Origin of the sequence: Bacillus sp. FSL W8-0519 (genome assembly GCF_038005585.1) — a bacterium.
GTDB classification, from domain to species: Bacteria; Bacillota; Bacilli; order Bacillales; family Bacillaceae_G; genus Bacillus_A; species Bacillus_A paranthracis.
In genome coordinates this window covers 2,127,488-2,150,309 of record NZ_JBBOTL010000001.1, presented here as the reverse complement: position 1 = coordinate 2,150,309, position 22,822 = coordinate 2,127,488, and the positions used below count along the sequence as shown (strand labels likewise).

Annotated in this window: 14 protein-coding genes and 2 other annotated features (1 of these 16 only partly in view); of the genes, 1 reads left to right on the top strand and 13 read right to left on the bottom strand. The window is 35.1% G+C overall.

Annotated elements, in window-relative coordinates; all coding sequences use genetic code 11:
* Positions 1-12: 12 nt before the first annotated feature.
* From NST14_RS11145 to NST14_RS11095, 11 genes are all read right to left on the bottom strand, one after another.
* On the bottom strand, positions 13-1,350 hold the full coding sequence (locus NST14_RS11145) for a WXG100 family type VII secretion target (protein ID WP_229142714.1): 1,338 nt from the start codon (positions 1,348-1,350) through the stop codon (positions 13-15).
* A 56-nt stretch (positions 1,351-1,406) separates the two neighbouring features.
* Entirely contained in the window at positions 1,407-1,844 is a 438-nt protein-coding gene (locus NST14_RS11140) for an SseB family protein (protein ID WP_000054422.1), read from the bottom strand.
* Positions 1,845-1,914: 70 nt separating this feature from the next.
* Positions 1,915-4,671, bottom strand: coding sequence for a hypothetical protein (locus tag NST14_RS11135; RefSeq protein WP_229137197.1), 2,757 nt, complete (start codon positions 4,669-4,671; stop codon positions 1,915-1,917).
* A gap of 23 nt (positions 4,672-4,694) precedes the next feature.
* Positions 4,695-7,370: a tetratricopeptide repeat protein gene (locus tag NST14_RS11130; protein ID WP_061184802.1), complete on the bottom strand. Its 2,676-nt coding sequence runs from the start codon at positions 7,368-7,370 to the stop codon at positions 4,695-4,697.
* Positions 7,371-7,452: 82 nt separating this feature from the next.
* Complete coding sequence (locus NST14_RS11125; RefSeq protein ID WP_000807831.1) at positions 7,453-7,725, bottom strand: WXG100 family type VII secretion target; 273 nt, start codon at positions 7,723-7,725, stop codon at positions 7,453-7,455.
* A gap of 127 nt (positions 7,726-7,852) precedes the next feature.
* Complete coding sequence (gene essC / locus NST14_RS11120; RefSeq protein WP_048556842.1) at positions 7,853-11,860, bottom strand: type VII secretion protein EssC; 4,008 nt, start codon at positions 11,858-11,860, stop codon at positions 7,853-7,855.
* Between the two features lie 31 nt (positions 11,861-11,891).
* Positions 11,892-12,254 carry an EsaB/YukD family protein gene (locus NST14_RS11115; RefSeq protein WP_000391141.1) on the bottom strand — a complete coding sequence of 121 codons (363 nt, stop codon included), beginning with the start codon at positions 12,252-12,254 and terminating at the stop codon, positions 11,892-11,894.
* Positions 12,255-12,283: 29 nt separating this feature from the next.
* Positions 12,284-13,057, bottom strand: coding sequence for a protein phosphatase 2C domain-containing protein (locus NST14_RS11110; RefSeq protein WP_000241759.1), 774 nt, complete (start codon positions 13,055-13,057; stop codon positions 12,284-12,286).
* A gap of 11 nt (positions 13,058-13,068) precedes the next feature.
* Positions 13,069-13,833 carry a vWA domain-containing protein gene (locus NST14_RS11105; protein WP_000966842.1) on the bottom strand — a complete coding sequence of 255 codons (765 nt, stop codon included), beginning with the start codon at positions 13,831-13,833 and terminating at the stop codon, positions 13,069-13,071.
* 199 nt (positions 13,834-14,032) lie between these two features.
* On the bottom strand, positions 14,033-15,331 hold the full coding sequence (gene aspS, locus NST14_RS11100) for an aspartate--tRNA(Asn) ligase (protein ID WP_101219120.1): 1,299 nt from the start codon (positions 15,329-15,331) through the stop codon (positions 14,033-14,035).
* Positions 15,332-15,436: 105 nt separating this feature from the next.
* Positions 15,437-15,648, bottom strand: a binding site (T-box leader).
* A 66-nt stretch (positions 15,649-15,714) separates the two neighbouring features.
* Positions 15,715-17,097 (bottom strand): UDP-N-acetylmuramoyl-tripeptide--D-alanyl-D-alanine ligase, encoded by a 1,383-nt coding sequence (locus NST14_RS11095; protein ID WP_229142713.1) that lies wholly within the window; start codon positions 17,095-17,097, stop codon positions 15,715-15,717.
* A 63-nt stretch (positions 17,098-17,160) separates the two neighbouring features.
* Here NST14_RS11095 and NST14_RS11090 point away from each other — a divergent pair, with 63 nt between their 5' ends.
* Complete coding sequence (locus tag NST14_RS11090; protein ID WP_001174424.1) at positions 17,161-17,640, top strand: hypothetical protein; 480 nt, start codon at positions 17,161-17,163, stop codon at positions 17,638-17,640.
* Positions 17,641-17,747: 107 nt separating this feature from the next.
* On the opposite strand, the gene NST14_RS11085 is transcribed toward NST14_RS11090, so the two are convergent.
* Together NST14_RS11085 and ileS are read right to left on the bottom strand one after the other, a co-directional pair.
* Positions 17,748-19,259 carry a M36 family metallopeptidase gene (locus NST14_RS11085; RefSeq protein WP_000482267.1) on the bottom strand — a complete coding sequence of 504 codons (1,512 nt, stop codon included), beginning with the start codon at positions 19,257-19,259 and terminating at the stop codon, positions 17,748-17,750.
* Between the two features lie 331 nt (positions 19,260-19,590).
* Positions 19,591-22,692 (bottom strand): isoleucine--tRNA ligase, encoded by a 3,102-nt coding sequence (ileS, locus tag NST14_RS11080; RefSeq protein WP_000754927.1) that lies wholly within the window; start codon positions 22,690-22,692, stop codon positions 19,591-19,593.
* Positions 22,693-22,746: 54 nt separating this feature from the next.
* Positions 22,747-22,822, bottom strand: a binding site (T-box leader) (it continues 164 nt past the right edge of the window).

Below are 22,822 nucleotides of genomic sequence, written 5' to 3'. Positions count from 1 at the left end.
AAATTCCTCCTTTTATAATTCAGCTTTATCTATTTGTTTAGCTCTCCATCTCCAATATTTCGACCTAAAATTTTCATATTGCTTTTTTAACACAGGGTCGTTTCTAAAGCTTCCACCATTCTCCACTAAGCCATGCAATATTTTATAATATTCCTTATGCATGCTACCCGGAAGCTCCACCATTGATCCGGGCTCTCTTTGAATTAAATGATGAAGTTCTATAGCAGTCCCATCTTGCCAAATTGGTGCTCTTCCTTTTTTCATCAATTGGAGATTTGTCATACCAGTTTTAGGGTCAATTCTCATATAATCAATATCTAACCTTTGAAAAACCCGTCTGCTAATATCCCTTACTTCTCCATTAACTTTAGTTGTTCCAGTATATTCTACATCCTTATAGTTTTTATATTCTTTACCCGTACCCTTAACAACCTTACTCTCCATATACTGATAAGCCTCTTTCAGGGAATACTGTCCTCCTCCTGAGACCTTTCCTACTCCAGCTATGGCGAAGCCTTTTCCCTCGCCTGGGATCCATTTGTACTCCATTAATGTTTTTACTGCGTGCTGGATCTTTTCATTCCCTTGCAAGAAAGTTGTTTTTACGGTTGTGGCACCTTTGTTCCATAGACTTCCGATTTTGTCGGCAAATCCTTTTGCTGTGGAGGCTACAAAGTTTACACCCTCTTTTACTTTGTGGCTGGCTGTTTTTATGCCATCGACAGCTGCTTTTCCAGCTTTTCCAGCTTTTCCAGCTACCATTGTTACGCCTTCGCCTAGTTTTTTTCCTGCTTTTACAATCGTCTTCCCAAAGCTAGAAGCGACATACTTTATTCCTTTTCCAGCAAGACTTGCCACTTTTCCAACAGGAACAAAGTTTAGGAGCGTCCATCCTGCGGCGATGAGTCTTTCTTTTGATGATAATTCTTTTCCTGTAATAGGGTCTTTACCGGTAACTGCACGAATTGCATCATTTACTCCGATGAATTCAGCTGCTCCTTCTATTCCCTTTTCCCACCATGATTTTTCATGTTTCTTTTCTTTTTTATGGGCTTCTTTCAATTTTTCATTTTGTTTCTTTTGATATTCTTCATCAGCTTGACGAAACTTTTGAGCGATACGCCGTAATTCTTTTTCTGTAACTTGTAAGTTACGTATGTAAGATTCCATGAGTCTCATTGATCTCATATATTCCCCATAAAAATGTTGACTCGTTGCTCCTTGCCATTGCATTTGAATACTAAACATAGATTGATTGAGATTTTGTTGTATGGTCTGGCTGTGTGTTTGCATCTCTGATATGTTTTTGGCAATTTGTTCGAGTTGTTCAGGTTTGACCTTAATTTCCAAACCTTCTCCCACCTTCCTCTATTTTATACCAAAAATGAATAGAACTGCATCAAATTTTACTTATCCCCTTTAGAAAAAACATCAAAAATACTATTATCACAAATCGCTTCAATTTCTTCCTTTACAAATAATTTTTGAAATTTTGTTCCTGGATTTAATATTACATTTGCCTCTAAATCTATCGTCTTTAATAATTCAACTGCATTCATAGAGACATACGGACATTCTTCTGGAATAACCATTTCTAAATGTTTCAAATCAGAATACAGTGGTAACATTAATCCTTCTTCCATTTCAAAATAATGAATTTGCAATTGTGTATTTTCAGTTGAAATCAAATTTCCTTCTTCATCTACAGTTGTATCGCCCTCTACCGAAGCAACAACGTACAAATTTGATTTCTGTAATATCTCATAAAAACGAACTCTTTTTTCTTCATTCTGTAAAGCCTCCACTAACGCCTCATCTAATGGACAAATTTCTAGTAAACTCATTGAACTTCACTCCTTATGCGAAATAATTTCGCCATCTTACTCAAAGTAAGATGGCGAATATTAAATCTAATTATTTTTTAACGTTCATAGATTTAATTGTTTCTACATTCTTTTTTGCTTGTTTCGTTATTTCTCCATTAATAGCATTTGCATATTTATCACGAGTTAAAAATTCAAAACATTTATATGCATTATTCGTATCAGTTGCGGACATATAACCTGCACCTTTATTCAACATTTTTAGAGCTACCGTATTCATCCATTCTTTAGCATCTGCTTCTGGATATCCTAATTCCATAGAACGATAAGTTAATTCAATTGCTGAAGCTAAATCTTCAATTGTATCTTTATTTCCACTTACCTTTGCAGCTTCAAATGTACTCAAATACTCAATTGTCACTTTTACTTCATCTTTAATTCCTAGCTCTTCAATTCCTGGTGTTTTATATAAAATTTGATAGTTGTTTAAAGCATCCTTATTCTCTAACTGTTTTGCTTCTTTAATTACAAGACCAGCTACATTAGAAAATCCTGTTTTGTCAACAACACCTCGGGAAGCTGCTTGACCATAATAATGTAAAGCATTATAAAGGCTCGTTTGACCTTTTTTATTTGCTTCATCACCTGCTAACTGAATAAGTTGAATTCCCTCCATTTTTTTGGATGCATTATCAATCATATTCATACCACTAATTTGGCCAATCGTTTTATCAATATCTTTTAACTGTGCAAGTAATGTGTATGATGGTAATAAGTTTTTACTTACTTCACTTTGCCATCCTGTCGTTCCATTTATTTTATTCCATTCATTTTCTGTATCTATCCATAATTTATTCGCATAATTAACCATTTCTTCTCTTGAGCGTTCCAATGGGTGCTTTGTACGAATTGCATTTGCAATATTTAATACCGCTGTATAATATTCTCCCTTATTTGCAGCATCGTTTGCTTTTCTTTCAAACATTAGCGGCATTAATAATTTATGAGATTCATCTTGAACAGATTTTTCTACTCTTGCCGTATTTGCTAATAAATTCGCTTTATTTATAGCATCTTCGACTTTGAAATTAGAATCTTTAATTTGTCCACGAAGTCCCTCTACAGCCGCACTAAATTGCTGTTCTAATTTTTCTTTTTGTTCTCCTGTTGCACCGTCAATATACTGATTTGCTAATAGTAAAGCATTTTCATATTGTGGATTCGCTGGATTTAAATATACATCAATTTGAGCAATTGCTTCTTCAGCCGGATCAGATTTCACTTTTTCTTTTTGATTACTTGAATCTACATTATTTGTTTTATTGTTATTTGTGGCACCTTCAGTTATTGATTCTTTTAGATTTTTCTCACTTGATGTAGCTGTTTCCTCATTTTCACTTACATTTTCTTCTTTAACTACTTTTCCTTCATTACTGCTAGGAACATCTTTCACTGCTTTTCCTTCATTACTGCTAGTCTTTTCTTTTACAGGGCTTGCTTTTTCTTTTGTCTCAGTTGCAGACATCACTACTGATGTTTGGATATTAAGGTTCTGTAATTCTTCTTGTAATAGCTTGTTGAAAATATCTTCTACATCTTGATTCGCTTTTTCTACTAATGTAGGATCTACGCTTTCAAATACTGATGTAACTAAATAAAATTTACTTAATGCTTGTTCTAAAGATGCTACATCCCCTGTATTTGACCACTCTCTTTTTTCTTTTGTTGCTGTTTGATAAACTTTTTCTGCTACAGATTTAATATAATCCTTCTTATTTTCACTTAAATATCTTTGTAGCTCTTCTTGAGTGGTAACCGATTCATTTAGTACATTCATTTGATTACGTAAATAGAATAGTGCTCTCTCATTTGAATATTCACCACTTGTAAGAATTTGTTCTACATTATCTAATGCTAGCTTATGTTCAGCTATTGATTTTGATTTTGATGGTGTATTCAATTGGCTAACGAGCGTCCAGTCTTCTTTTTTGCTATAGTAGTTCGTTAAATTATTTAATGCATTTTCATCCAGTTCTTTTTGACTCGTATAAAAATCATTAAAGAAAACAGATGAGTAGTATTTTCCATTGCCAGCGTACCACTCAACTAAAATATCTCCCGTTTTTGGTGATACTGTAATTGTTGGGTGTGTTGGTTCTGGATCTGGTTTTGGTTCTGGATCTGGTTTTGGTTTTGGATCTGGTTTTGGTTCTGGATCTGGTTTTGGTTCTGGATCTGGTTTTGGTTCTGGATTTGGTTTTGGTTCTGGATCTGGTTTTGGTTCTGGATTTGGTTTTGGTTCTGGTTCCGGTTTTGGTTCTGGGTCTAGTTTTGGTTTTTCTGTTTCAGTTCCTCCTGTTCCAGTATTAGTTTTTGGCGGTTCTACAGTGGATGTAGGTAATTGAGCATTATCATTATTTTTATTTGGCTCCGCCACAGGTCCCCCCATATTAGATGGCAAATCTAACTTTTGTGGAGTTGGTGCATCCGATAATTTGATTTGTGGATCTTTCTTTTCCACCGATACTTCATCTGGTTTATACGTCACTGGTGTAATTGGTGATTTATTATTCCCAATTAAGTCTGCTAAATTAATAGTTGGTTTTTCGCCGGGTTTTTCATCTTTTTTTGCAGGATCAGCGACTAAATTCGGGAACATAGACTGTAAATCGCCCCCTGTAATACGATCATCTTTTTTCTCTTCTGTATTACTTGCTAGTTTTACTTGTTCTTTTCCTGCTGTCTTAAAGCCTTTGTCATACACAAGATATCCTGATGTTCCTAGTAATGCTACCGACATTACTGATATAGCGACTTTTTTCCCTAAGTTATTATTGTTTTCCTCCATGTCCTTTTCCCCTTTTCCTATCTTTATTGAATCCAACCGTTTGTTTTCATTTCTGTTAGTTTTTCTTGCGCAGCTCTTACTTCAGATTCATTTTCATTTGCTTGCACTGTTTTTCTTAAGAAGCGACTTGCTTCCTCATATTTTTTCTGTTTAATTTTAAACATCCCGAATGCAAAATTCACATGCGGATTTTCATCGTTTTGTGAGTATGCTTCTGTGAAAAGCTTCTCTGCTTCATTTCCTTGTCCCACTTTATCGTATAAAATCCCTATATTTACAAGCGTATTTATATCGCGTGTTCCACTGCCGACAACTCTATTGTAAGCTTCTAACGCTTGTTGGTATGCAGCCGTACTCTTTGCGCCATCTCGCGTTTCATAAAATTGGCCCGCTTCGTAATACACAATTCCTAGTTGATTTAACAACTCAATATTTTTCATATCTTTTTGAATTGCAACTTGTAAGATGTGAGATGCTTGTTGATAATTCATTTCTTTCTTCGCACTATCAATTAGGTTTGTTTTATTCCAAAGCACATATAAATTTGAAAGTTCAATTGTATATATGGCATTCTTTGAATCTTGCATAATAGCTTCTTTAAAGAAAGATTCTGCTTTGTCTAACTGTACAGTTGCGGTTGATAGTTGACCTTTTAAATACGAAACAATTGCTTTATCTTCATTTGTTTTCGTACTCATTTTGACAATAACATCTTCTGCCTTTTCAAATTCCTTCATTTTCATATGACTTACAGCTAAATCTCGCATTGCATCTTTTTTGTATGGTTCAATTCCTTTTGCATTATTCGCTAGCGCTTGTTCAAAATTTTGCACTGCTTCTTGATATTTCCCAATGCGGAAATTCGCTGAAGCTAATAAATAAGCAGCTTCATTATTTTCTTTATCTATTTCTCTATCTTTTATTAGTTTTGTAATATAATCGATTGCAATTTTATTTTTTCCTTCAGCAACGTAAATCGTTGCTAATTGGAGATAAGCCTCGTCTTTACCCTTCACAGCAATTGCCTGTCCAACAGCTTCTTCAGCTTTTGTATATTTTTTATCATCATAAGCTTGTCGTGCTTGTTCCATAAACTTTTGATATTTAGCATTTGTTGTGTAGAAATAAAACAACGTCGAACCACCTATTACAACCACTACAGTTGAACCAATAATCAAAATCCATTTTTTATTCTTTTTCCACCATTTAGAAAAAGGTGACGGTTCACTTTGTTCATGTGCTACTGTAAGTGGTTGATTGGATGCTTTTGCATTTAAAATCTCATCATCTATATCATATTCCACTTGTTTTTTTGTTTGTTTTCGGCTCTGTAGAATGCTATTTGGCACTGTAATTGTAGCTGCTACTTCTTGCTGCGACTCTGTTCCTTGCTCTTCTTCTATCTCTTTAATAATGCTTTCAATTTCCTGTTTTAACGCCTGATCAATGTTTGGAAATTGTACGATTCGTGAATAGACGAAACAAGCAAATGCTGCATTGTTTTCTCGTTCCAATTCAGTAGCTAATTCCAAATAATGTTGTAGGACCATTTTATTATTTATTTCAGGCTCTTGACTCTCCATAGTTTGAATGATATATGCGAGTTCTTTTTGCAGAGCTGTTGATGAATTGAGTGAATTGAAAATTATTTTATATTCATATAATGCCGCTTGTTTAAATCCTCTCTCTTCTAATAATCTTGCAATTTCCAAACATTTTGATACAAAAAGAGAGTGTTCTTCTGCTGACTGCCTTTCCGCATCAATTTTTATTATTTCTCTCGCGCTATTAAATACATCGTACCACTGTGCAAAGCTTGGGCATTCTGCGAAAGAATTACTACTCCATGCCTGCTTAAATAATTTTGCAATTTCCCCGTTCCATTGATTATGTAATACTTGCTGAAGTAACGTATATCTTTCACATTCTGTCTGCATTTCTTCCGTTTTAAAGTAACTTGCATCCGTCCATTTTTTATTTCGAACTTCTTCACTACACCAACTTAATATTTCTCCTATTAAAATAGCACCTGCAAATCGATCGGCTTCTTTTTGCCATACTCCACTTGTCAAATACTTTGGTGCGTAACCCGCTGAACCTGCTGGCAATAATGACGGTCTTTTCGTTTTTGGGCCATACATTTGCTCAACATCAACAAGTTCGATATTGTGTTGGCCTTCAATTGCATTTTCACTTAAGAAAGGTACAAGTACGTTGCTAGACGATAAATCATTATGAGCAACTTCATTTTCTTCCATCATTTTAAGTGTTGTAAGAAATGCTTCTGCAATAAAGAAACATTGTTCTTTTGATAACATTCGTTGTTCTTGTAAAATATCAGCCCAAGTTGGACCTTCAATCCAAGGCATTACAATACTATTAGCAAGATCTTCTGATTTTTCGATAGCAGATGTATGTTCTTCTTTAGTAACGATATAGCGTGAACATACTTTCAGACCTGCTAAGGAAGAAAGTGGTTTCAGAAATGCTAGTTGATGTTTTTCCTCACGATAGCGTTCCTTAAAAACTTTTAATGCAATTCGTTCTACACCATTTTCCTGTTGTAATTGATAAACGGTTCCTTGCCTTCCCTCTTGGCCATAGGGCATTTCAATACCAATTACAGCTGGGTGTTTCTCAAAACGATAAACATCTTTATTAAGATTAATTTTTTCTCCTACTTCTGGTCGGAATCCCATTTTATCCCCTTACTCTCGTATAACAATTTTTCAAAAAAAGACCAGGAACAATAGCTCCTGGTCTTTTGCAATTGTTCTATTCTTAGTATGCGTTATCTGTGTTACGGAATTTATCAGCGATACGTTTTAAATCTGTTGAAATACCTTCTAAAATTGGAATGTATTGTTGCATTGCTTGTTTAGATTGGATAAATTCTCCACGGAACTTCGCTTGTGTTGCCCCAGCCCATTGTCCTTCTAAACTATTAATATCGCCTTCAAGTCTATTAATTTGACTTTGTGCTTCTCCTGCTGCGTTTTTAAAGTTTCCTGCGATTCTTTCAAGTTCTTCTGGTGTGATTTTAATTTCTGCCATTGTAATAATTTCCCCTTTCAAATCATAAATGATACAACAATTAGATTATAAACTATATTCATACAATTTTTAAAGAGCTAAATTACAAAAAAATTCTATTTTCTAGTAATTTAACCCTATTTTAATATTATTTCACTTTTAATTCAGCCCATTTCACACTAATTTTATCTATCATCGTGCGAAGTAAATGTAATGGTGTATATGCACATTTTATTTTTATTGGCTTTCTACGTATACAATATCCATCCCCACTTAATAATTCTTGATCCATTTCAGTATGTGGAAGTTTCATATTAAAGAAATACACATCGTTATTTTGTGTCGTTCCCAATAAATAACCAATACTTCTCTTTCTAATTTCCGCAAACCATTTTTCATGAGAATAGCTATTTAAACTAGACGTTGTAGCCGCTGTCATAAAGTGAATCCCTTTATTTTTACAGTTTTGGACTATTAGTTCCATTTTATTTTTCGCCTCATAATCAGTAGATAATACAGTTAACATTTGATCAATATCATCAATTGCAATGATTATTCTCTTATATGGAAACTCTACTGTTACGTTTGGATCTATAGAAGGCATTATTGGTTCTCTATTATTTATTAGCTCTAACAATTCATCTAACATTTCTTTTAATTGCATACCCTCTGTAACTTTCTTCTTCACATGAGGTAAATCTCCAAGAGCTAATAAGCCTGTAGGTCTTTCACCAAGGTCTACTAAGTATAGCTCAACCTTTTCAGGAGAGTATTGGTATGTAGTAGTGAATAGAAGTGTTTGTAATAACGATGTTTTTCCACCTTCTATTCTTCCCCCAATAAATATATGACTCATTTCATCTAAAGAAAAGCTTTGTAAGCGAATATCCTCTGTTTCTATACCTGCTGAAATTTGGGCTGTTTCTAATTTTTCAACCATATGTTCTACAAATATTTCTTTAGGTACCATTGGAATAGCTTTTGCTTTTTCACCATCCCATTCTCCATTCATTTTTTGAATAATTGTTTTTAATTGTTGAGAGTACTCAAGTTCACTTTCCCCAATAAACGGCAATGCTGCTTGGAATAGTTCCGGCGGTTGCCCTTTCATTAATCCACGGCCAACAGGAACTTCAATTAATGGGAATTTAGGTCTGCCTACTAAGTTATGGTATTCTGTTCCATCTTGCAATTCAAATGTAAGTGCCATCGGTATATTATTACGAACACGATCGAACATATCAATTGTTTGATTCAGAGAGAAATAGAAATAAACTCCGTATGTACTTGATTCACGCAATAATAATTCTAATACTTCATTTTCTTTCTCGAATTCATTTTTGAATCTTATATAACCATCTACCATTACTACTATAGCTGGTATTTTCTTTTCCACCATTCGGTTATACATAGAGAATGACTTTGCACCGATATTAGAAAAACTCTCTTTTCTATGCGTGATTTCCTTCTTTAAAAATCCAAATAGACGTTTCATTTTCTCATTTTCGCCTTCTTGTATAATCCCGCCTATATGAGGTAAGTCTCTAAAATCTAAGAACATTCGACCAAAATCAATAACATAGAAATTCACTTCTTCTGGTGTGTGCGATACAGCTAAGGACATAATAATTGTTTGCAACATCGTCGTTTTCCCTGTACCTGGCATACCATAAATATTTAAATGCCCTTCTTGTAAATCTAACTTCAGAGGAAATTGTGCTTGATTTGCAACATCATCAATTAATCCTACTGTTACTTGTAAATATTCTTTCGGTTTATTCCACTCAGCAATTGTCCAATTTTCCATAGCATAAAATTCTTTTAACAATAATTTTTCCGGTAATGGATCCAGCCAAGGTCCTGGTAATGCTTTAATATTTTCTTTTTCTGATACGCTCTGTACATATTGAATAAAAGCTTGTAATTGCTTTGGACTATTTGTCATTGGTTTTGGACGCTTTTTCACTTTTATTCTTTCACCGGAAAGCTTCACTTCTGTAAAGTCAACAATATCAAGAACTTTCTCTTCATCTGGATTATAAGGTGCTCCACTCCATGCAGATTGGAATAATTCCAATACTTCATTGCTACCAACTTGAAGATATCCTCGCCCTGGTACATTGATTTTAGATGCATCTGGAATCTTTAACATTTCACGACTATCCGCGTCATCTTGTACACGTAAACAAATTCGAAAACGTGAGTTACTCCAAATCTTGTCATTTACAACCCCTGAAGGTTTTTGAGTTGCTAATAATAAGTGAACTCCTAATGTCCTTCCTATTGCAGCGACACTAATTAGCTCGTCCATAAATTCTGGTTGTTCCTTTTTCATTTGAGCAAACTCATCAATAACAATAAATAAATGTGGTAAAGGTTCTTTTTCACGCCAGCTTGTTTCATAATATTCATCTAGATGCTGAACATTTCCAGCTTGAATGAATAATTTTTGTCTCCGTTCTAGTTCTGCCTTTAATGAAATTCTGGCACGCTCAATTAAGTTCGGGTCCTCTAAGTTCGTAATAGATGCAATAATATGCGGTAATCCCGCAAATGTGTTTGACATCCCACCACCTTTATAATCAATAAGCATAAATGCCATCTCATGAGGGTGATAGGTTGCTGCTAACGCTGCTATTATAGACTGAATTACTTCACTTTTTCCTGATCCTGTTGTGCCAGCCATTAGGCCGTGTGGACCATGCCCTTTTTTCTCTATTTTATCGTGAATATTTAGAAAAACAGGTTTACTTCCTTCTCTTACACCAATTGGAACCGGTAATGAAGTCGGATATCGATTTTCTTTCCATCTCTCTAGCACTTGTAGCTCTTCCATATTTTTAGCTTGAAACAAGTCTAAAAATGTTAATACTTTCGGAATGTTGGCTGCTGTAGAACTTTTCATTCGAATTGGAGCAATGCTTCGCGCTCCTAGTTCACATCGCTCGAATGAAAGTCGATCTACTTTAAAACTAGCACGCGTTGTTCCACTATTTTCAGCTGAACTTGAAAACGTTTCTACTAACTCACCATTTTCTCCATTTAAGCTTATTACAAGATCACATTCCATCGGTAAGCGTTCCTTTTGTTCCGCAAAAATAAATGTAGAAGCTCCTACACTTTCACCTTCTCTAAGTAACATTGGAGTTAAAGGATCATCTTCTAAAAACTCTCTCGCTGATAAGAAAAATACATACATCGGAATTAAAGGAACTTTTGCATCTGCTTGCGCAGAGGAATTATAGATTCTACGCATATTAAGTGGGGTAAATAGTACTTCAGCTAATTTCTGTGCATCTTGTTGATTTTCAGATAAAAAGCGCATACTTCTCTGTTCATCCCATACATGAGGAAGCCACCTCATCCAATCCCACTGCATTTTCTCCTTCTCATGATAAAATGCTGCTATTTTCACTTCATTTGGTGCATGATGCGTCATAATTTGTGTCGTTACAATTCGAATAAAGTTTAGTCTATCTTCTTTATTTCCGACTACACCAATTACATCATTTTTTTTCAAAGAAATTGAAATATGTCCATTCGGTATCGTATTGAAATCTCTTTTCACATTTTGTGCTTCTGTAACTAATGGATTTTCTTCGTAACCTTTCTGTTCAGGCACCTTCAATTCTACAAGGAATGGTCTTTCTCCTGTACCAATACGAATATCTAAAAAGTCTGGACTTTCAGGTGTTCTCTCCCACAAATTACTTTCCCTGTTTTCAATTCTTTGTACACTTTTTAATGGGCTTGGATTTTGTGTAATTAAATATTTTGCTTGTTCAACCTTTAACGTATCTAATTCCACTCGATGCTTTTGAATTTGCTCTAAATATCTTGTTTGTAATTGTTCAACCATTTGACGATGTTCTTTCTTTTTACGGAAATGCCCCATCGTTGTAATTATATATGATCCCAACATCGGAATACTTGAAACCATCATTAATGGCATATAACTTGAATTCATCTTCATAAATTTCATCATTACAAAATATAATACCAATGTTAAAACTGTCATCATTGCAGGCAGTAACATTGTTTCAATTGAAAACTTCGGCTCCTCCGGTATATTCGGTGGATCATGAATAATAACATCCCCTGTTGGTATCTCTACTTTCACACGCGGAGAGCGTTGAAAATACGGTGATTTTTGCACAAAACATTTCTCCTTCCCCATCCAAAAACTATTACTCAATGATTTTCCATACATAATCTTCTTCACTAGAAGACATATCTTGTTTAACAGGTTCATTATAAACTTCTTCTGCTGGCATCATTTCAAAAGAAGGGATAATTGCTCCTTTTTTATGTAGCATTACATATTGTCCATCCCACACATCATTATCGCGCAACGTTTCATCATTTCGAATAGAATGCCACTCTTCTTTATCTTTCGCCACTCTAATTTCATAGATCCCGCTCAATGCTTCATCTATTTTTTCATGATGTAAAATCGCTTCAATAATTTGTACCACTTTTACGTCATTTGGAATTGCAATATCAATTTCTTCATTTGACTGTTTTATGTATGTCACAATAATCTCTTCCACGTTAATTCACCTTTTTTCCATCGTGTTTATTACCAAGAAACATCTAAAAATGAAATATCATCGCTTGTCGGAGAGTTCTGTGCCCTCTCAATTTCTTTTAACACTTCCTCAAAGTTATACTGCTTAAGCGGCACAAGTCCGTCTGAGTGAATAACTATCCGATTCGCTTCTTGCCTAGATAATGCCTTTGAAAAAACCGCCAATTCCCCACCAATAATACCTCGCTGTGTAGACCATCTTTTCTCTATATTTCTCTTAAACTTCATTACATTCGAACAATTCTCCTTATCTTGAAACAATTGTACAAATGAATCGCCATGTGTAACTATCGTTATTTGTACTTTATCTTCATTTGGAATGAGTTCTATTTTCCCGCCAATAAACATCGTTTCACTACCTTGTTTTCGCTTTTCCTCCAAGACATCGCGAAGTAACCACGGTGTTTTTTCTGGCAACCGAAATGCACTCACTTCCTCTGAAGCTTCTTCTATCCAATTATTTAACTGTTCATTTAATAATGTAGCAATATCCATTTCACTTTCTTGACATGTTTCAAACAAGTTTACTAACTTCATACCAAGAAATTCCGCAGCAATTTCACCATGAAAAGACAGCCCTACACCGTCACATAACGCAAATATGAAACTAGTTCCATTATCTTGAAATGCTAGGAAGTCCTGTCCACACTCATTTAAATCCTGCGTTTCCTTTGCTCTTACATAGCTATATCGATAAGAAAAATGATTGGTTTTCTTATCTTGCAATACCGTTTCTTTCTTTTGCGATAGGATATATTTCACCATACTTCCCCCTCCTATCGAACCGGCGTTGCAGCCGACATTTGAAATCCAAGTGATACTAAATCCGCATTTGTCCCAGGAAACATCATCACCGCACCATCTGCAATATGAAATCCATGTTCTGTCATCATCTCACGATAGCTTTGAGGGATAGGCGATGAAAGTCTTTGCAACTTTGCACCATATTCATCTGTAATCTCTGTATTTGGCATAATGCCTTCCCACTTCTTTATATTAGTAATGTGTTCTTGCATGATTTCATCTGAAATAAAAATATTTTCAATTAGTACATTTCCATCAGGTACAGACATATTCATAATTCTTCGCACAATTAATTCTGGATCTTCACCAGTAGAAGCACCATCTGTCATATGACAAACAACAGGAGCTGGCCCGTCTTGTAAATTTGGTAATTCCTTTTGCAATAACTTCTCTACTACAGAGAAAGCTTTTGCTGTATCAGTTAAACGATGCGTTTGTATTTTTTCTAGAGGGCGAAGTCTTGCTACCTCGTCTATTGTTTTCACCCCACCCAATAAATCAAAAACATGATCGCTATAGGCTAAAATAGATAACTTATATCTCGGGAGCAAGCGACTACCTTTTGTTGAACGAAATACCATTTGGCGAATCGCTAAAGAAAGAGCATCCGTTACAATATCAATTCTTCTTTTTTCTTCTCCGCCTGCATCCATCATTTGGTTCATTGATGCGCTTACATCAAGAAGATAAATTATATAAGCTGGTGTTTGTTGTGTTGCTTGAGTTTGATATAACATGTTTCATACCCTTCCATACATTATTATATGAACTTTTTTTATATTCATATTTCATTATAACTTATGAATTTTCTTTTTCTCAATTCATTATAAAATGTTCTTAATATAATTTACATATTTTCACACAAAAAAACTATTATTCCTTTTAACATATGTTGAAATACATAAACCCCTTCTGTAATATAGAAGGGGTTTAAAATTATGGTATAAGACGAGTACAATCTCTCGGAAAAGCACTCGCTTCTCGTACATTTGTTAATTCTAATAGTTTATATACAACTCTCTCTAATCCAATTCCAAAACCACCGTGCGGAGGACAACCGTATCGAAATGTATTTAAATACGATTGAAATTTATCGGGATGTAATCCTTTTTCGTGAAACGAAGCGAGTAACATTTCATAATTATGAATTCGTTGTGCTCCTGATGTTATTTCTAATCCTTTATATAGTAAGTCGAACGAATCAGTTATAGCTGGATTCTCTTTATTCGGCATCGTATACATCGGTCTCGCTTCTTTCGGATAATGTGTAATGAAAACAAACTCACTCTTATATGTTTCCCTCACATATTTCCCTAGTAACTTCTCACCTTCTGTATCTAAATCCCCAATTGGCGATTCTTTCCGATACTTACTTTTCAAAATTTCTTGCGCTTCTAACAATGTGATTTTCGGTATTTCTGTAATGACAGGTACTTCTATTTGTAATAGTTGTAGTTCTTTCTCACAGTTTTTTGCTACTTGTTGAAACATATATCGTAATACATCCGTTTCTAATTGCATCACTTCATGAAAATCATTTATAAAGCCAATCTCTACGTCTAACGATATATATTCATTTAAATGACGGGAAGAATTGTGATGTTCCGCTCTATATACAGGTGCAATTTCAAAAACACGTTCTAATCCTCCCGCTACCATCATTTGCTTGTAAAACTGTGGTGATTGAGCTAAATACGCTTCTTTTTGGAAGTATGGAAGCTTAAAAACATTTGCTCCTCCTTCTGCCCCTTGCGAAACAATTTTTGGAGTAAATATACGTGTGAAATCGTTCTCTATAAGGAATTCACTAAAGCTCTGGACGAGCGTAGATTTCACTTTAAATATAGCAGCGGTTCGCTCATGTCTTAATGATAATACCCGTTCATTCAGTAGTTGATCTAAGCCAACTTGTAACTTCTTTTTATTTATTTCAAATGGAAGTGGTTCTGCGCCATTTAATATTTTCGCTTCGTGAGCAAGCACTTCAATCCCTAATTCTGTTTTCGAAGTCTCTACTATTTGGCCTACGACTTGAACAACACTCTCCACATCTACTTTAAATCCAGCTAGCTCGTTTTCTAATACGCATTGCATAACCCCTGATCGATCCCTTATTAATAAAAAACTAACATTACCTAGATGACGAATCTTTTTTACCCATCCTTGAAGTAATACAACCTTTCCGCTTTGCTTCGTACATTCTTTTGTGAGTGAACGCTTCATTATTGACTCCATTATTTTTCCCTCCGGTAATTTTATATTTATTTACGTTATTGTTGTCATCGTCATCATCCACGGTCACTCACCTCCCTTAAAAGAATACAAAAATCCGCCCCTATAAATAGGGACGGATTTTTCCGCGGTACCACCCAAATTGTCATAATGACCATCTTAGTCCTGATAACGGTAGGTACCGTTTGCTTTTACTAATTATCACGTTCAAAGCAACACTCACAGGTGTCTTTCCATCATGCGGTATCGCAATCTTCTCAGCAACCGATTGCTCTCTGTAGACCTTTGCATCATGTACTTTTCCTAATCATCACTTTTTATATTTACAGAGTATTCTATCTCTTCACACTATAAAATGCAAGCACTTTTAAATATATTTTAATTTTTCACATCCAGTTTTGTACAATTTCCTCTAAAGCCATTCCACGTGAACCTTTCAGTAAAACAACATCCTTTTTCGTTATTACTTTTAATACTTCCTCTGCTATCTCGGCTTTATTATCAAATGATTGTACTTTTCCTGCATGATAGTTCTTTCTTGCTTCTTCCGCTACAATTTCGGCTAACTCTCCATACGTAAATACATATTGAATACTCTCTTCATTTAACATTTTACCAATTTCTCTATGATATGTTTCACCGTTCTTCCCTAACTCCAACATATCCCCAATCACTATCATTTTTTTCTTATAGGCATTTAACTTCTGTAACGTTTCAATTGCAGCCTTCATGGAGGAAGGACTGGCATTCCATGCATCGTTAATAATTGTAAAACCTGTTTTAGCGGTTAAAAACTGAAAGCGCATTTGTGTAATATTTATTTGTTGCAATGCTTCTTGTATTTTTTCTATAGGGACTTTGTAAAATTGACCTACAGCGATTCCGACAATCGTATTAAAAATATTATGTTTTCCATGTAAGGGAACATCGTACTGTATTTTTGTATAATTTAATTTAAAATGAACACCATATTCATCTAATTGTACGTTCGTTGGAAACAAATCATTTGTATACTTTCCACCAAATGACTTACTTTCTATACCTAGCGTATTAATATGTTGAGAAAGTAATGGCTCATCACCATTATATAAGAACAGTCCACCGTCATGTAATCCGTCTACAATTTCAAATTTAGCCTTCGCAATCTCTTCTCTTGATCCAAGCGTCTCTAGATGTGACTGTCCAATCATTGTAATAATCGCTACATCTGGCTGTGCGATTCGTGATAAATTTCGAATTTGTCCTTTTTCACTCATTCCCATTTCAAGTATTAAGAACTCAGTATTTCGTTCCATTTCTAAAATTGTTAACGGCAAACCGATTTGACTATTAAAATTACCTTTTGTTTTATGCACTCTATAAGTTGAACTTAAAATGCTTCCTATTATATCTTTTACCGTAGTCTTGCCATTACTACCTGTAATTCCTATTACTTTTACATTTATCTCTCTTCGATAAAATTGTGCCAATTGTTGCAAAGCAAACAAAGTGTCATCCACAAATATAATTGGAATCCCTTTTGGCGGAGTACCGTAAGACTTTTTCCACAAGGAAGCGACAGCTCCATTATCCATTGCTTCTTTCACATACTCATGCCCATCTTTCACCCTAATGATTGGAACAAATAAATTTCCTTCTTTCATGTTTTTGGAATCTATACAGACACCATGTATTTCTAAATGATGAAATGATTCGTATAACCCTTCTCCATCTATTACTTCTTCAAGTTTTTTCAAATTCATTTGAATCAAAGTATCACCTTTTTCCATTAAATTACATATTTACTGTTTTATTTACACATATTAATAAAAATTTTATAGCGAGGTGTGTATATGCAAAAAGTGATTAGTTTCTTTCTCCTATTGTTTTGCCTAATTGTAGTAAACGAAACGTACGCCTATTCACCAAAATCTTTACCTATCTCTCAAAACTCTGATCAATGGCAAGTGAATATTGCTGAACCGAAAAAAGTAAACAAAAAAAAGCTTCAAGCTAAAAAAGATGAATTCCAAACTTATCAATTTTCAGTAAAAAATGTTGGAAACAGTGAAGTATATAACGTACAAGTCGAAGTATTCCGCAACGAACCAAAAACAAAAACGAAATATGAACTCTTTTCTCTAAAGGAAAGTCGTTTAGCAAGTGGAAAAACTGGATTTGAACATGCTAATTTTCCAGTTGCTACAAAAGCGGATGAAGTTGATGTAATGATTACTTGGCAAGAACACCCTTTCCGATCGATGCGAAATGGTCAAAAAGTTGAATCTAGAAAATTTAAAGAGCATTTTGTTTTTAAAGATGAAAAAAAATAAATGGAATGCGAATAAATTCACATTATCATCTATATAGCTTACTTTACTAGTACCAGTTCTAAAGCAAATTAAAAAGTCGTGGCTTATACATGCCACGACTTTTTATATTAATTCGTACTAATTCCTCTCGCTGCCCAAATACGATCGATATCCGCAGCATGTTGTCCGCCATATAAAAGAGCATCCGCTTGCTTAATCGCTTTCGCTCCATCACTGAATTTAGAGTTTGGTGTTAACGACCAGTGCGATTGTAAAATAATTTTCGTTGCAACATCACGACCAAATGCTTGCGCCATCTCATATTGTCCTTGAGCCCAAATTTCTCCATCATCATGTACTTCATTCGTAATATCTTTCGGATACACTTTATTATTATCTAATCGGCGTAAGCACGTCGGATCTGAACTAGAATAAGCAGTCGCATCCCATTCTCCAACACATGCTTTTCCGTAGCCTGTTGTCGATACTGCATCTTCATACGTAGCACCTAAGAAATCACCAAACCCTTCTCCCATCGCTCCACCTTCTGCAGAACTACCGAAGCCAGGAACTTGGTTATCTTGAATTGAATGTCCATATTCATGTGCGATAATACCTGCATCTTCTGCATCATCTACTCCACCAGTACCAAAGGTTAAAGCTTTCGTTGTCGGAGAATAAAACGAGTTGTCCGCCGTCGTTCCATTTACATTCACTTTAATAGAGCGATTATTAATATTTTTAAAACCTAGACTTTGAATGTAACGTTGTAAAGTATCGATATGATAATACGACATCACATCTTCAAAGCTATCATTTGCACGTGTATAGTTAAATTGTAAGTTTGTAGATTTCGTTTTTGCTTTTGAGGAAATCGTTACATACTCTCCAATTAAAAATCCTGTCCCATCTAAACCTTTTAACGTAACAGTCTTTAATTGGTTCGTTAATGCTGTTGAATCTGCATCATTGTTATCTTTTAAACCTACTTTACTACCGCTAGATACGACTGGGTTAGGTAAAAATACTTTTCCTGATCCTTCTGCTTTACGGTTTATATCAACCTTTTTAATTAACTTTCCATTTTCTGCATCAACAAATGTTTCCCATGCACCAAATGGATTATTAGAATGGACTACAACTTTATATACTGGACGAGCAATTCCTTCTTCAACAATATATCCAAATTCTTTCTCTGTAGGAGCCCATAAGTTTTGTTCACTTACTTCTCCAACATACGCCATTGATTTTTGTATTGCATCTTTTTCACTAATTTTTGTAGTAGCTTCCTTCACACCTTTAACAGATTGATAATCAGAAACAGCAAGTACTCCCTTTCCCTCTCCGTTAAGAGTAACTGTAATTTGTTTTGAAAATACAGGCGCACCATTCACAACTTGTTGGAACCTAACATATGAAGCTACTGACGTTTCTGTTGTAGAAATATATTGTAAGTCTGAAAGGTCTGCTTTTAATCCATACTGCGCAGCATTTTCTTTTAAATATTCTGTTGCTTTTTTCTGCGGCGAATAAGCTTCTAGCTTTACTTGCTGTTGTTTTTCCAATGCCGAAACTGTAGAAATTGTCCCCATTACTAACGGCACAGTCATTGCCATTGCCACCATTTTTTTATTAAACATAGAACCACTCCCCCTAATAAAGTAGCTCAACCTTATCCCATTACCACTAGGCAATCATTCCCCATAAAATGGGGGGAATAAAAATTGAATCTACGAGTAATTCTCTATGAACAATTCTATTACCTTTCCATTTAGGGGGAGTGAAATTTTCTCAATATTTATGTGTAAAGCGAAAACAATACTGTAGAAATAAATTTTAACAGCATTTTAATTAGCGTGTTATGGAGAAAGAATTTTTCTAGAGGTCCTATCGAATGTATTATGCAGAAAATAGCCGGATAAATTTCCATCATACAAAAAGGAAGTTGGAATCATTCCAACTTCCTTTTCTTTAATTAACTGAGCTTAATTTAATGCGGACTTTTGTCTCACCTAAAGAAATTTCATCGTCTTTATTCGTTAAGTGACCAAATGTAAATTGTTTAACGAGTAAGTTTTCTTCCAACAACTCTTTATGATTCGTTAACGTTTGCTGTAGTTCTTCCTCTGTATCAAGAATTACATCTACTCGTAAATTAACAGGTAAATTCAACTGCTTACGATATTCTTGAACGGCGCGAATGAATTCACGTGCTACCCCTTCTTGTAGCAATTCTTCCGTTACATTCGTATCTAACATTACTGTATATTGTCCGTTAGTTGTATTAGAGAATCCAGATTTCGCAACTTTCTCTACTAATACATCTTCAGTCGTTACAACTATTTCTTCTCCTGATGCTACTTCGTAAACTGCTCTTTCTGTAGAGACAAAGTTTTGTACCTCGTCTTGTGATAATTGTTTTAGCCAGCCATTTACTGCATTCACATTTTTACCGAACTTCGGCCCAGCCGTTTTAAAATTCAGCTTTAATTGATAAGATGTGTATTTCGTTTCATCGAGTTCAACATGGAACGCCTTCACATTTAACTCATCCATAACGATATCACGGTAAGATTCCCAATCCATATCATTTTCATTATGCTCAAGTAATACAAGTTCCGCTAACGGCTGTTTTACTTTTAAAGAATGTTGATTACGATTACTTCTTCCAAGTTCAACAACTTGTAAAACTGCATCCATTTCCGCTTCTAATTTCGGCTGAAGTAGTGATTCATTTACAACTGGATAATCCTCTAAATGAACGCTACTTCCAGTTAAATTCAAATGAATATCTTCAGCGACAAACGGTGTAAATGGTGCAATTAGTTTACTAATTGTTACAAGCACTTCATGAAGTGTCTCATACGCAGCTGCTTTTTCAGCATTCATACCAGATTCCCAGAAACGATTACGTGATCGTCTTACGTACCAGTTACTTACTTCATCTACAAGCGTCGCGATTTCACGAGCTGCATTCGTAAATTGATAATCATCAAGTGCAGTTCTCACTTTTTTCGTTGTGCTATGCAATCTTGATAATACCCATTCATCCAATTTCGTCCGCTTTACGTCATACGTTTCGTTCGGATTATACTCATCTAAATTTGCATATAAAACGTAGAAGCTATACACATTGACTAATGTATCTACAAATTTAGATTTTGCTTCTAATACTGTTCTTTCAGAAAAACGCTTCGCATTCCACGGAGCACTGTCAACGAGTAAAGCCCATCTTAAAGCATCAGCACCAAACTTCTCTACTAAATCAACTGGATCTAGTGCATTCCCTTTACTTTTAGACATTTTCTGTCCTTCCTCGTCTAGAACATGCCCTAGTGATAGCACTCGTTTATACGGTACTTTTCCAGTATATAGTGCTGATACAGCTAATAAACTATAAAACCAGCCGCGTGTTTGATCAATTCCTTCTGCAATTACATCTGCTGGAAACTGTTCTTCAAATAACTCTTTATTTTCAAACGGATAATGATATTGCGCAAATGGCATCGAACCACTATCAAACCAAACATCAATTACTTCTGGTGTGCGATTCATTGTACTTCCGCATTTTTCGCAGCAAACTTGCACTTCATCTACATACGGCTTATGCAATTCTAAGTCTTCAGGTGTCTCTTTCATACTATGCTTTCTTAAATCAGCAATGCTTTTCGGTGCGAATTGATGATCGCAACTTTCACATTCCCATACGTTTAATGGTGTTCCCCAATATCTATTTCGGCTAATATTCCAGTCCACCATGTTTTCTAAAAACTTACCAAATCGTCCATGTTTCATATGATCTGGATACCAAGTAACAGTATCGTTGTTTTGTAAAAATGTATCTTTAATTGCAGTCGTTCGGATTAACCAACTTTCACCTGCATAATAAAGAAGTGGTGAATCACAGCGCCAACAATGTGGGTAACTATGCTCATACTTTTCTTTATGATAAAGTAAATCTTCCTTCGCTAAATAACGAACGATATCTACGTCACAATCTTTTACAAATTTACCTTTCAAAAATGGTACTGCTTCTGTATATTCACCTTTCTCATCTACAACATGTAAGAATGACAACCCTTCACTTTGAACGACTCTATAATCGTCCTCTCCATATGCTGGAGCAATATGAACGAGTCCTGTACCACTATCTGCCGTTACAAAATCTGCTCCGATAACGCGGTACCCATTTGTAACTTCTTTCATCGGAAACGGTGCTGTATAAGAAGTATTTAATAATTCTTCTCCTTTATGAACAGATAATACTTCATAGTTTTCTTTTAATACATCTCGTACACGTTCTTTCGCAACAATGTATACATGACCTTCTTGTTTCGCTTTCACGTATTCCATATTTGGATGTACAGCGAGTGCAACATTTGCTGGAAGTGTCCAAGGTGTTGTCGTCCAACCTAGGAAGTATTCATTGTCACTATCTTTCACTTTAAACTTAACTGTTGCACTTAAATCTTTTACTGTTTTATACCCTTGGGCAACCTCATGTGAACTTAGTGAAGTTTGACAACTTGGGCAATATGGTGAAACTCTATGCCCTTTATACAATAATCCTTTTTCATGAATCGTCCCTAAAATATGCCATACACTTTCGATATATGGATTCTCTAACGTAACGTATGGATCATCCATATCTACCCAATAACCGATACTTTCAGTGAATTCACGCCACTGCTTCTCATATGTGAATACACTCTCTTTACACTTCTTAATAAATGGTTCAATTCCATACTCTTCGATTTCATGTTTACCAGAAATACCAAGTTGTTTCTCAACACCTAATTCTACAGGTAAACCGTGTGTATCCCATCCCGCTTTTCTTAATACTTTATAACCAGACATCGTTTTATATCTTGCTACTACATCTTTAATTGTTCGTCCAAGTGCATGACCTACATGTGGTAGTCCGTTCGCCGTTGGTGGTCCTTCATAAAACACAAAAGATTGTGCGCCTTCTCGATTCTGAATTGATTGTTCGAAAATGCTCTGCTCGTTCCACTGTTTACGAATACGTGTTTCTCTCCCTACAGCTGACTCTTTTACATCTACTTTCTTCATCTACAATCACTCCTTTTGAATGTTTTAAAGCACACAAAAAACCCGTCCCTATAAAATAGGGACGGGTTTACCCGCGATACCACCCTAATTCTATTAGCTCTTCACTAATAGCACTTAGCAACGTACTATC